The following is a 12,165-nucleotide window of genomic DNA, read 5'->3' on the forward strand; positions in this document are numbered from 1 at the left end:
CGGCACTGCCGGGCATGCGCGCGCCAGCATCATGACACCGGGATTCTTCAGGCCGGGGCGTGTTCGGGTAATACTACGGCGCATGTCTGCCGACGCCCCCACCATCGTTGCACCACCGGCCACCTACGCTCAGCGCGTGGCCTTCGTTTCGGAAATGGCCGGGCGCCTGCACAGCTATGGCACCACCGCGCAGCGGCTGGAGGCGGCGGTGGTCGCCCTGGCGCAGCGGCTGGACCTGGATTGCGAGCCGTGGTCGAACCCGACCGGCCTGATCCTGAGTTTCAGCGACCCCACCAAGGCTATCGGTTCGTCGGACATCACCCGCGTGATCCGCCTGGCCCCCGGCGAAAACGATCTGCATAAACTCAGCATCGCCGACCAGATCACCGATGCGGTGGCCAACGGCACCATGAGCATCGCGCAGGGGCATACCGCGCTGCGGCAGCTGGACAAGGACCCCGGGCGCTGGGGCAAGGTCCGCACGATTCTCTCCTACAGCCTCGGCGCGGCCGGCGTGGCCGGGCTGTGGAAACTGCCGTGGCTGGATATCGCCACCGCCGGCGTGATCGGCCTGCTGATCGGCGTCATGGGCATGTACACCGACCGCCGCCCGGCCACGCGCGAGGCCAACGAAGCCCTGGCGGCGCTGCTTGCCGGTTCGGTGGCAACGCTGGTGGCCTCGTTCATCGGCGCGCTCAACCTCAATACGGTGATCATCGCCTCGCTGGTGGTGCTGCTGCCCGGGATGTCGCTGACCAATGCGGTCAACGAACTGGCCAGCCAGCACTGGGTCTCGGGGACGGCACGCTTCGCCGGTGCGGTGACCACGATTCTGAAACTGACGGTGGGCGCGGTGATCGCGGTGACCCTGTCCGGCATCGTCGGGCTGGAACCACTGGTGCGCGCGTCGCGTCCACAGGCCGATTGGGTCGAGTGGGGTGCGTTGCTGCTGGCCGCCTTCGCGTTCGCGATGCTGTTCAAAGCCAACCGGCGCGATTTTCCGTGGGTGATGGCCGCGGCGGTGGCCGGCTATGCGATTTCAAAATTCGCGGGCCAGGCGTGGGGCATACCGGCCGGCATTTTCATGTCGGCGATGCTGCTCACGGCCGCAGGCAACCTGTTTGGTCGCCTGGCGCAGCGCCCGGGCGCGATCATCCGCTTGCCCGGCATCATCATGCTGGTGCCCGGCAGTACCAGCCTGCGTGGCGTGCTGACCCTGGTCCAGCAGCAGGACATGAGCGCCGGCCAGACCGTGCTGATGACCGTGCTCAACGTGGTGATGGCACTGGTGGCCGGGCTGCTGTTCGGCAATCTGCTGATCCCGGCACGCAAGAATCTTTGACCGCCGCGGCCATCGCGCAGGTGTGCACCAGGAACGAAAACGCCGGCGCGAGGCCGGCGTGTCCATGTGCGTCAGTAACTGACCGGCTTACTTCTTGATCAGGAACTCTTCGACCTTCTTGCCCTTGGCGGTATGCGCGGCCAGCCAGCGCGGCTGCTTGCCACGGCCGGTCCAGGTTTCCTTCGGGTTGGCCGGATTGCGGTACTTCGGGGCCACCTTGCCAAGCTTGCGCACGGCCTTGGCCGGGGCCTTGGTCGCTTTGCCCGCGGCACGACCGCGTGCGGCCGGGGCGGCGCCGCCGAACAGTTCTTCCACCGAATAGCCCTGGGCCTTGGCCAGCTTGGTCAGCTGCGCGCGGACCTTGCTGATCGCCGGACGCTTGGCCACGATGGTCTGCTGCTTCTTGGCGTTCTTGATCAGCGCGCCCAGCTCTTTGGCGGACAGGCCGCTCAGGTCAATGCTCATCTACTACTCCGCAATATATTAAGGACAGGGTGAGCCGGTCCTTGGCATCGGAAACAGCATACATTCTCTTTTGCGAAATACACAAACAAACCGGAGATATTGAAACCGGGTCCGCCATTGAAAAGGCCGGGTTATTCACCCGGCCTTTGTCATTACTGCGTCAACTTCGCCAGCAGTGCGTCCTTGTCCAGGACTTCCGCTTCGGCCGCGCTGCGCGCGCGGTACTCGAACGTGCCGGCGGCGACACCGCGTTCGGACACCACGATCCGGTGCGGCACGCCGATCAGTTCCATGTCGGCAAACATCGCGCCCGGGCGCAGGCCGCGGTCGTCCAGGGCCACGTCCAGGCCGGCGGCCTGCAGCTGTGCAAGCAGCTCGGCGGCAGTGGCCGACACGGTCTCGTCCTGCTTCGGGTTGATCATGCAGACCACTACCTGCCACGGCGCCATCGCGTCGGGCCAGATAATGCCGGCGTCGTCATGATTCTGTTCAATCGCCGCAGCCACGATGCGCGAAATGCCGATGCCGTAGCAGCCCATCGCCAATACCGCAGCCTTGCCGTTCTCGTCGAGCACGGTCGCATTCAACGCCTGCGCATACTGGCGGCCGAGCTGGAACACGTGGCCGACCTCGATGCCGCGCGCGATTTTCAGCTCACCCCCATCGGCGGCGCGATCACCGGCCTTGGCGTTGCGGATGTCCGCCACTTCCGGTTCGGGCAGGTCACGGCCCCAGTTGACGCCGGCGATGTGGAAACCGGCTTCGTTGGCGCCGACGACGAAATCGGCCAGCGCGGCGACGTCGCGGTCGGCGACGATGCGGATCGGCTGGGCCGGATTGAGCGGGCCGAGGAAACCGGGCTGGCTGCCCAGGTGCGTGGCGATCTCCGCCTCGCTGGCCATGCGGTAGCCCTGCAGGCCCTCGACTTTACCGAGTTTGATTTCATTGACGTCGTGATCGCCACGCACCAGCGCCAGCACGAAGCCGCCCTCGCTCATGATCGCGATCGACTTGACCGTGCGCTCCAGGCCCAGGCCGAGCAGGGCGGCCACCGCTTCACAGGTTTTCTGCGTGGGCGTGTCGACCTTGCGCAGTGCTTCGCTGGCGGCCGGGCGCTCGCCCGGGGCCGCGGCGATGGCCGCTTCCATGTTCGCGGCGTAATCCGAGCCGGTGGAAAACACCAGCGCGTCTTCGCCGGACTCGGCGATCACGTGGAATTCCTGCGAGGCGTCGCCACCGATCGCGCCGGAGTCGGCCTGCACCATGCGGAAATCCAGGCCGAGGCGGGTGAAGATGCGGGCATAGGCCGACTTCATGTTTTCGTACTCGCGCACCAGGCACTCATCGTGCAGGTGGAAGGAGTACGCATCCTTCATCAGGAACTCGCGCGCGCGCATCACGCCGAAACGCGGGCGGATCTCGTCGCGGAACTTGGTCTGGATCTGGAAGAAATTGACCGGCAGCTGCTTGTAGCTGGACAGCTCCTGGCGCGCGAAATCGGCAGCGGCCTCTTCGGCAGTCGGGCTGTAGCAGAAGACCTGCTCCTTGCGGTCCTTGATCTTCAGCAGCTGCGGGCCGAACTTTTCCCAGCGGCCGGTGGCTTCCCACAGTTCCTTGGGCTGGAGGGTCGGAATCTGGAATTCCACCGCGCCGGCACGCTCCATTTCCTCACGCACGATGCGCTCGACCTTGCGCAGCACGCGCAGGCCCAGCGGCGACCAGGTGTACAGCCCCGAGGCCAGCTTGCGGATCATGCCCGCGCGCAGCATCAAGCGGTGGCTGGTCAGCTCCGCGTCGCTGGGGGTTTCCTTGGTGGTGTGCAGGTGGAACTGGGAGAGGCGCATCGTCGGCTTCGCTGAACGGCAGAAGCCGATATTCTGCCAGTCCGGCCGCCGCGATGGGTGCTGGCGGTGGTTTTTGGCCCTTGCGGGGACCGGCGGCTCAGGCCTTGGGCGTGCAGTACGCCTGGATGGCGGCCTCGGCCAGGGTCCTCTGGGCGCTGCGCTGCGCGTCGGTCAGGGCGGTATCGGCCTTGCCGTCGCCATCGGTGTCCTGCATGACCTTGCCTGGCCCATCGAGCAGGACGATATTGCCGCGGGCGGTGGTGCAGTCGCTGTTCTCGGCCGGGGCGGCCGCCGCCTCGCGCGGGGCCGGGTCGCGGTGTTGGACCTGGCGGGCCTCGTATTTCTGCCCGGTGGGCGGCTTCTCCGAATACTGGGTCACGCCATGGGCGTCTTTCCACTTATAGACGTTGCCGGCACTGGCCGTCGCACTGGCGAGCAGCAGCAGGGCGCTCAGACGGGACAGGGCACGCATGGCGACTCCGGAGACGGGGCAGAAGCGCGATTGCAGCACCCCGGGCCGGCGCTGGCAAGCCGATCACGGCAGCAATGGCAGGGCGCGGCGCGCTGGCACTGCCCCAAAGGGCACCGCAGCCACTAAACTGGCCGCATGGATCAACTGAAACCCCCGCCGCGCTCGCGCAGCATCTACCTGCTGCCCAACCTGTTCACCACCGCAGGCCTGTTCGCCGGCTTCTACGCGATCATCGCCGCGGCCAACGGCGACTTCGTCAATGCCGCCATCGCCGTGTTCGTCGCGGCGGTCATGGACGGCCTGGACGGCCGCGTGGCCCGGCTGACCGGGACCAGCAGCGAATTCGGCGTGCAGTACGACTCGCTGGCCGACCTGGTCAGCTTCGGCATGGCCCCGGCCCTGGTGATGTACCACTGGTCGCTGTCCTGGCTGAAGTTCGACGACCCGGTACTCGGCCGCGTCGGCTGGGCGGTCGCCTTCCTGTATGCCGCCTGCGCCGCGTTGCGCCTGGCCCGCTTCAATACCCAGGTCACGGTGGTCGACAAGCGCTGGTTCATCGGGCTGGCCAGCCCGGCTGCCGCCGGCCTGATGATGTCCTTCGTCTGGGCCTTCGCCGATGGCAACCTGGGCTGGGACGGCAACCAGCTGCGCTACGTCGCCCTCGGCGTGACCCTGGTCTCGGCCCTGCTGATGGTCAGCCGGATCCGCTTCTGGAGCTTCAAGGGCAGTGGCGAGAAAGGGCCGCGCGCGGACCGCGTGCCGTTCCTGGCGCTGGCCCTGGTGCCGATCGCCATCGCGATCATGGTCATCGATCTGCCGCGCGTGCTGTTCGCGGTGGGCCTGGTGTATGCCCTGTCCGGCCCGTGCTACTGGGTGTGGCAACGCACCCGCAGGCCGGTCGAGCCGAACGCGTGAGCGGGCAGGCGCTGCCGCCATTGTGGTCGCCGGCGCAGCAGTCCTGGCTGCAGGCCATGGGCTACACGGTGTTCGTCGACGGCAGTGTCGCGCCCGAGGCGGTGGTGATGCCGGAGATCGAGCTGCGCGCGGCCCCGGTGGCCGAGCCGCCGGTGCCCGTACGCCCCGCACGGCCGGCGCCATCGGCGGACGCGCCCGCACCGGTACGGCGCAGTGCCCCGCGCACGGTGGAAGCAGGCGCGCCCAGCAGCCCGCCGGCCGCGACACCCGTGCGCGCGAGCGGTGGCCGCCGCGCCGCGGTGCGGATGCCTGATCGCCTGCAGATCGCGCTGCTGCGTGCCTCCGGCTGCAACCCTGCCGAACCGGATACCCAGGCCTTGATGGCCAGCTGGAACCTGGATGAACTGCGCGGCAGTGCGGCCGCCAAGCGTGCGTTGTGGCCGCAGTTGCGTGCCCTGCGCAGGAAGAACCGCCCGTGAGCGCGGTGAGCTCGCCACGGCCGTTGTCGCTGCGCGCGCTGCGCGAAAGCGACCTCAATGCGGTGATGGCGATCGAGGTGCGCGGGTATCCGTACCCGTGGACCCGCGGCATCTTCCAGGATTGCCTGCGTGCCGGTTATCCCGGCCTGGCGATGGAAGAGGACGGCCTGCTGATGGGCTACGGCCTGCTCAGCATCGCCGCCGATGAAGCCCATATCCTCAATATCTGCGTGGACCCGCTGTGCCAGTCGCGCGGCCACGGCCGGCATCTGCTGCGCGCGCTGGTGAAGCTGGCCCGCGACCACGGCGCGCACCGCGTGTTCCTGGAAGTGCGCCCGTCCAATGCCCCGGCGGTGGCGCTGTACCACAGCGAGGGCTTCAACGAGATCGGCCGCCGGCCGCGCTATTACCCCGCCCGCGAGGGGCGCGAGGACGCGCTGGTGATGGCCATCGAACTGGTCGACGACGATATCCAGGTGATGCCGCCGCTCTGACGTCCCGATGTAGAGCCACCCCATGGGTGGCTGCTGTTCGATCCGGCCCGTACGGGGTGTGGCTGTCGGAGACAGGCGCAGCCACCCATGGGGTGGCTCTACGTGATCCGCAGCACCACTGCCCCGAGCACGATCAGGCCGGCGGCGATCCAGCGTTGGCGGGTGACCCGTTCGTGCAGGATCCAGGCCGAGATCAGGATGCCGAACAGGATCGAGGTTTCGCGCAGCGCGGAGATCATCGCGATCGGCGCGACCGTCATGGCCCACAGCGCCAGTCCGTAGGAGACCAGCGTGCCGATGCCACCGATGATGCCGTAGCCCCAGTTGCGGCGGGCATAGTCGCGCAGCGCGCTGGCCCGGGTGCACAGCGCCCACAGTGGCAAGGGCAGGCCGGAGAGCAGGAACAGCCACAGCGTGTAGCTCACCGCAGCGCCGGAGTGGCGTGCACCCCAGCCGTCAACCAGCGTGTAGGTGGCGATGACACCGGCATTGAGCAGCGGCAACCACAGATGTTGGCGCGAGGTGCCGCGTGTCATGCACAGGATGCCCAGGCAGATCAGCCCGATGCCGGCCCAGGCGACCCACTCAAGGCGCTCACCGAGGAACAGTGTGCTGACCAGCGCGACGAGGATGGGCGCGCAGCCCCGCATCAGCGGGTAGGACGCGCTCATCTCGGTCAGCTGGTAGGTGCGGGCGACCAGCAGGTAATACCCGACCTGGAGCAGTGTGGAGGTCGCCAGCCACGGCCAGCTCTGCGGCGCGGGTACGGGCAGGAACGGCAGGCCGATCGCGGCGATCACCGCCGCCGAGCCGGTGACCAGCAGCGTGGTCATCAGCTTGTCCGTGCCGCGTTTGACGATCGCGTTCCAGCTGGCATGCAGCAGGGCGGCGAACAGCACGATGCAGAAGATGGACAGCGACATCATCGGCCCAAGGTGGAGCCACCCATGGGTGGCTGCGCGTCATCCCGCCCCGGAAGGCAGCCACGCATGGCGTGGCACTACCTCCCCCCAGCGCTTACAGCTTCGCGCGCTGCGAGCGCAGGCCATCCAGCTGGGCGGTCCATTCGACCAGGCGCACGCGCTCCTGCTCGACCACGGCCGCCGGCACCTTGTCGGTGAACTTGGCCAGCTTGGTCTCGCTCTTTTCCTTCTCCGATTCCACCCGGGCGATTTCCTTGTCCAGGCGCGCGCGTTCGGCGCCCAGATCGACCAGGCCCTCCAGCGGCACCAGCAGGGTGAGATCGCCCACGATCGCAGCGGCGGCCGGCGGCGTGTCGCTGCCGTTGGCCAGCCATTCGATGCGCTCCAGCTTGAGCAGGAACGACAGCGACGAGGTGAAACGGGTCATGCGCGCGCGGTCGTCGTCGTTGCCACCCTGCAGCAGCAGCGGCACCAGCTTGGACGGCGGCACGTTCAACTCGCTGCGCACGCGGCGCAGCGCGTTGACCATCGACTTCAGCCATTCCACGTCGGCTTCGGCACGGGCGAAATCACCCGCGAACTCCTCGGCGGTCGGGTACGGACGCAGCGAGATGGTGTCGCCGGTGATGCCCAGGCGCGGGGCGACCTGGCGCCACAACTGCTCGGTGACGAACGGGGTCAGCGGGTGCAGCAGGCGCAGCAGCGCTTCGAGCACGTACAGCAGGGTGTGGCGGGTGCTGTTGGCGTCATCGGCGTCGGCACCGTTGAGGGCCGGCTTGGTCAGTTCCAGGAACCAATCGCAGAACTCGTTCCAGGCGAATTCGTACAGGCACTGCGCCAGCAGATCGAAGCGGTAGTTGGCGTAATGCGTCTGGGCTTCGGCCGAGACCGCGGCCAGGCGCGCCAGAATCCAGCGCTCGGCATCGGTACGCGGCTGCGGCACGCCGGTGAAGCTGCTGCCCTCGGTGTTCATCAGGGTGAAGCGGCTGGCGTTCCACAGCTTGTTGCAGAAGTTCTTGTAGCCCTCGGCGCGGTTCATGTCGAACTTGATATCGCGGCCGTGGGTGGCCAGCGCGGCGATGGTGAAGCGCAGCGCATCGGCACCGTGGGCGATGATGCCCTCGGGGAATTCGCGGCGGGTCGCCTTCTCGATCTTCGGCGCGTCCTTGGGCTTCATCAGGCCGGTGGTGCGCTTGGCGACCAGGTCCTCGATGGAGATGCCATCGATGATGTCCAGCGGGTCGAGCACGTTGCCCTTGGACTTGGACATCTTCTGGCCCTGCGCATCGCGGATCAGGCCGGTGATGTAGACGTCCTTGAACGGAATCTTCCCGGTGAAGCTGTCGGTGGCCATGATCATGCGGGCCACCCAGAAGAAGATGATGTCGAACCCGGTGATCAGCACCGACGACGGCAGGTAGCGCTCGAAACCGCGCGCGTCCATCGCCTGCTCGTTCGGCCAGCCCAGCGTGGAGAACGGCCACAGCTGCGAGGAGAACCAGGTCTCCAGCACGTCGCTGTCCTGGTGCAGGGCGACATCGGCGGCAAGATTGTTCTTCGCGCGGGCCTCGGCTTCATCACGGCCGACATAGCAGTTGCCCGCGTCGTCGAACCACGCCGGAATGCGGTGGCCCCACCACAGCTGGCGGCTGATGCACCAATCCTGGATGTTCTCCATCCAGTGGCGGTAGGTGTTGATCCAGTTGGCCGGGACGAACTGGATGCCGCCGTTCTCGACCAGCTCCAGGCCGCGCTTGGCCAGCACGTCCATCTTCACGAACCACTGGTCGGTCAGGTACGGCTCGATCACCTGCTGGGTGCGATCGCCACGCGGCACCTGCAGCTTGTGTGCACGGGTCTCGACCAGGATGCCCAGGTCTTCCAGCTCGGCCAGGATCACCTTGCGCGCCTCGTAACGGTCCAGCCCGCGGTACTTCTCCGGGGCGTTGTCGTTGATCGCCGCGTCCGGGGTGAACAGGTTGATCATCGGCAGGTTGTGGCGCAGGCCGACCTGGTAATCGTTGAAATCGTGGGCGGGGGTCACCTTGACCACGCCGGTACCGAACTCGCGGTCGACGTAATCATCGGCGATCACCGGAATCTCGCGATCGGTCAGCGGCAGCTTCACCTTCTTGCCGATCAGGTGCGCGTAGCGCTCATCGTCCGGGTGCACCATCACCGCGGTGTCGCCCAGCATGGTTTCCGGGCGGGTGGTGGCCACGGTCAGGGTGCCGCTGCCATCGGCCAGCGGGTAGCTGATCGACCACAGGAAGCCGTCTTCCTCCACGCTCTCCACTTCCAGATCGGAAATGGCGGTCTTCAGCACCGGATCCCAGTTGACCAGGCGCTGGCCACGGTAGATCAGGCCCTGCTCGTGCCAGCGCACGAAGGCCTCGATCACCGCTTCGGACGGCTGCGGGTCCATGGTGAAGGTGCTGCGCGACCAGTCGCTGGAGGTGCCCAGGCGGCGCATCTGGCGTTCGATGGTGTCACCGGACTGCGCCTTCCACTCCCACACCTTTTCGATGAAGCCGTCGCGGCCCAGCGAATCGCGGGTTTCGCCCTGGCCGGCCAGCGCCAGGTTGCGCGACACCACCATTTCGGTGGCGATGCCGGCGTGGTCGGTACCCACCTGCCACAAGGTGTCGTAGCCGCGCATGCGGTGGTAGCGCACCAGCGCATCCATCAGGGTCTGCTGGAAGGCATGGCCCATGTGCAGCGTACCGGTCACGTTCGGCGGCGGCAGCAGGATGGTGTACGGCTCGCCCTTGCCGGACGGCTTGAAATGGCCGGCCTTCTCCCACGCGTCGTACAACGCGGTTTCAAAGGTTTTCGGGTCGTAGCTGGAGGCGAGTTGGGTCATGCGGGAACCAGGATCGAATACGGAAGGTGGGGGTGCCGGAAGCTCAGCGCCCTAAGGCGCGACGGATCTTCTGGCCGGTATGGAACGGTGAGACCGCGCAGGCGGCCCAGATCGCGGCGGGCCGCCAGCCAGACAGGGACAGCCGACTGACAGTCGGCGCTACCTTCGAGACGTTGAGGATGCCTGCGATCGGGCGGCCGATGGTGAAGAAGGCGGACCAGGGAAAGATCAGGGCGATCAACAGGCGCATCAAGGGTCTCCGGGGGCGGCGGCGACCGGACGGACGCCACGCGGGTTACATGTCGTACTTGTTCAGCTCAAAGCCCAGCGCCTTGTACTGGCGCCAGCGCTCGCGCAGCGGTTCGCGCGCTTCCGGGTCGGCCGGGACCACCTCCAGCACGCGGTCGCAGGCGGCCAGGTAAGGATCGTCACGCAGGTTGATGACCAGCGGCCGGGCCGGGGCCTCGGTACCGGGAACGGCGATCAGCACCAGCGCCTCTTCCTCGTCCATGTCTTCGCCGGCGATCTGGTGCGGGATGTAGGCATCGTTGTCGAACGCCCACAGCAGTTCGTCCAGTTCTTCGGCCTGGGCCTGGTCGCGTGCCAGCACCAGGGTGAACAGCCCGGCGTCGTTGGCCTTGCGGGCCAGCTCACAGACCAGCCGCAAGGGCTCGGTCAGGAAGCGGGGCTTGGCGATCAGGTAAAAATCAGCACGGGACATGGCAGGGCCTGGAGCGAAGGGAGAACCCGGCGCCAGGCCGGGCGGGATCGCGGCTACCGATGGGCGGCCGCGATCGGGCAGGGCATCAGGCGCGGGCGACCTGGTCCAGCAGCCACTGGCTCAGCAGGCCGACCGGGCGACCCGTGGCCATGCCGCGCTTGCCTTCATCGCTGGCCACGCCGGCGATGTCCAGATGGGCCCAGCGCTGGCCTTCGGTGAAGCGCGACAGGAAGCAGCCGGCGGTGATCGCACCGGCCCAGCGGCCGCCGATGTTGTAGATGTCGGCGAAGCTGGAATCCAGCATCGGCTGGTACTCGTCCCACAGCGGCAGGCGCCAGGCGCGGTCGAACACGTGCTCGCCGGCGGCCAGCAGCTCGTTGGCCAGATCGTCGTGCTTGCTCATCAGGCCGGCGGTCTGGTGGCCCAGGGCGACCAGGCAGGCACCGGTCAGGGTGGCCACGTCGATCAGCGCGGCCGGCTCGAAGCGCTGCGCGTAGGTCAGCGCGTCGCACAGGATCAGGCGGCCTTCGGCGTCGGTGTTGCCGACTTCGATGGTCTTGCCCGACATCGAGGTGATCACGTCCGACGGGCGGTAGGCATTGCCGTCGATGGCGTTTTCCACCGCCGGCACCACCACCACCAGGTTCAACGGCAGCTTGGCCGTGACGGCCGCGACGAAGGTGCCGATGACGTTGGCGCCACCGCACATGTCGTACTTCATCTCTTCGATGCCGCCCTGGGTCTTCAGGTTGACGCCACCGGTATCGAAGGTGATGCCCTTGCCGACCAGCACGTAGGGCTTGGCGTCGCCGCCGTTGCTCCACTTCAGCACCACCAGGCGCGGGCGGTTGGCCGAGCCACGGGCCACGGCCAGCAGCGAGCCCATGCCCAGCGCTTCCATCTGCTGCTCGTCCAGGATCTCCGCTTCGGCGCCGTCATGGGCCTGGGCGAAGGCGACCGAGGACTCGGCCAGGTAGGCCGGGGTGCAGACGTTCGGCGGCAGGTTGCCCAGTTCGCGGGCGTACTGCACGCCGGCGGCGATCGCCTGGCCCTGGGCCAGCGCCTGGGTGTCGGTGCCGGCGATGGCCAGCGTGGTCAGGCCGGGTTCGTCGGCCTTCTTCTTGCCCAGCGTGGCGCTGTAGCGGTAGGCGGCGTGGTCGGCGGTGATGATGGCCTGGCGGATGTTCCAGGCGGCATCGCGGCCCTTGACCTCGATCTCGGTCAGGGTGAACAGCGCGTGGTGGTTGACCCCGCTCTTCAGGGCGCGGCTGGCATCGCCCACGGCCTTGAGGTACTGCGGCACGCCGAACTTGGCCGGCTCACCGAGCCCGACCACCAGCACGCGTGCGGCGGTGACGCCGGGCAGATCGTGCAGCAGGGTCGTGTTACCGGTCTTGCCGCCCACGTCGCCGCGGGCGATCAGGGCCGACAGGCGGCCACCGGACGCTGTGTCCAGGGCCTGTGCCGCCGGGCTCAGGGTCTGGTCGGCATAGGCGCCGACGATGACGCAATCGCACTCGGCCGAGGCCGGTGCTGCGTGGTTCAGGGTGAATTCCAGGGCCATTGATCAGATTCCGTTGGCAAATCCGTACAATCGCGAGCTGTTTACGTCCCGTCAGTAGACTGGGCAGCACCGCGAACGAATCC

11 protein-coding genes and 1 pseudogene are annotated in these 12,165 nt (G+C 67.5%); 4 read left to right on the top strand and 8 right to left on the bottom strand.

Annotation, left to right across the window (positions count from 1 at the left end):
• Positions 1–82 precede the first annotated feature (82 nt).
• Positions 83–1,342 (top strand): threonine/serine ThrE exporter family protein, encoded by a 1,260-nt coding sequence (locus C0R07_RS11795; RefSeq protein WP_019182566.1) that lies wholly within the window; start codon positions 83–85, stop codon positions 1,340–1,342.
• A 90-nt stretch (positions 1,343–1,432) separates the two neighbouring features.
• Here C0R07_RS11795 and C0R07_RS11800 read toward each other — a convergent pair.
• From C0R07_RS11800 to C0R07_RS11810, 3 genes and pseudogenes are all read right to left on the bottom strand, one after another.
• Positions 1,433–1,807 (bottom strand): annotated as a pseudogene (locus tag C0R07_RS11800) (H-NS family nucleoid-associated regulatory protein); the annotation flags it as partial.
• Between the two features lie 152 nt (positions 1,808–1,959).
• Complete coding sequence (locus tag C0R07_RS11805; protein ID WP_070471681.1) at positions 1,960–3,651, bottom strand: proline--tRNA ligase; 1,692 nt, start codon at positions 3,649–3,651, stop codon at positions 1,960–1,962.
• 97 nt (positions 3,652–3,748) lie between these two features.
• Positions 3,749–4,123, bottom strand: a complete 375-nt coding sequence (locus tag C0R07_RS11810) for a DUF4124 domain-containing protein (protein ID WP_019182563.1) — start codon at positions 4,121–4,123, stop codon at positions 3,749–3,751.
• Positions 4,124–4,258: 135 nt separating this feature from the next.
• Between C0R07_RS11810 and pssA the strand changes: the two genes are divergently transcribed.
• Genes pssA through rimI form a run of 3 tightly spaced genes read left to right on the top strand, consistent with a single transcriptional unit; the run spans position 4,259 to position 6,011 of the window.
• Positions 4,259–5,038: a CDP-diacylglycerol--serine O-phosphatidyltransferase gene (gene pssA, locus C0R07_RS11815; RefSeq protein WP_019182562.1), complete on the top strand. Its 780-nt coding sequence runs from the start codon at positions 4,259–4,261 to the stop codon at positions 5,036–5,038.
• Entirely contained in the window at positions 5,035–5,517 is a 483-nt protein-coding gene (locus tag C0R07_RS11820; protein ID WP_102788991.1) for a hypothetical protein, read from the top strand. The genes pssA and C0R07_RS11820 overlap by 4 nt, the downstream gene beginning before the upstream one ends.
• Positions 5,514–6,011: a ribosomal protein S18-alanine N-acetyltransferase gene (gene rimI / locus C0R07_RS11825; protein WP_019182560.1), complete on the top strand. Its 498-nt coding sequence runs from the start codon at positions 5,514–5,516 to the stop codon at positions 6,009–6,011. Before C0R07_RS11820 ends, rimI begins: the two co-directional genes overlap by 4 nt.
• A gap of 98 nt (positions 6,012–6,109) precedes the next feature.
• Here the strand turns inward: rimI and C0R07_RS11830 are convergent, their stop codons facing one another.
• The 5 genes from C0R07_RS11830 to C0R07_RS11850 form a co-directional block, all read right to left on the bottom strand.
• Positions 6,110–6,934, bottom strand: coding sequence for a DMT family transporter (locus C0R07_RS11830; protein ID WP_102789035.1), 825 nt, complete (start codon positions 6,932–6,934; stop codon positions 6,110–6,112).
• 94 nt (positions 6,935–7,028) lie between these two features.
• Complete coding sequence (locus C0R07_RS11835) at positions 7,029–9,797, bottom strand: valine--tRNA ligase (protein WP_102788992.1); 2,769 nt, start codon at positions 9,795–9,797, stop codon at positions 7,029–7,031.
• Positions 9,798–9,840: 43 nt separating this feature from the next.
• Complete coding sequence (locus C0R07_RS11840; RefSeq protein WP_070471683.1) at positions 9,841–10,047, bottom strand: proteolipid membrane potential modulator; 207 nt, start codon at positions 10,045–10,047, stop codon at positions 9,841–9,843.
• A 45-nt stretch (positions 10,048–10,092) separates the two neighbouring features.
• The gene (locus C0R07_RS11845) at positions 10,093–10,518 is read right to left on the bottom strand and encodes a DNA polymerase III subunit chi (protein ID WP_046273804.1); all 426 of its coding nucleotides are present in this window, start codon (positions 10,516–10,518) and stop codon (positions 10,093–10,095) included.
• Positions 10,519–10,603: 85 nt separating this feature from the next.
• Positions 10,604–12,082: a leucyl aminopeptidase gene (locus tag C0R07_RS11850; RefSeq protein ID WP_102788993.1), complete on the bottom strand. Its 1,479-nt coding sequence runs from the start codon at positions 12,080–12,082 to the stop codon at positions 10,604–10,606.
• Positions 12,083–12,165 lie beyond the last annotated feature (83 nt).

The sequence above is a fragment of the Stenotrophomonas bentonitica genome (assembly GCF_002887735.1).
GTDB classification, from domain to species: Bacteria; Pseudomonadota; Gammaproteobacteria; order Xanthomonadales; family Xanthomonadaceae; genus Stenotrophomonas; species Stenotrophomonas bentonitica_A.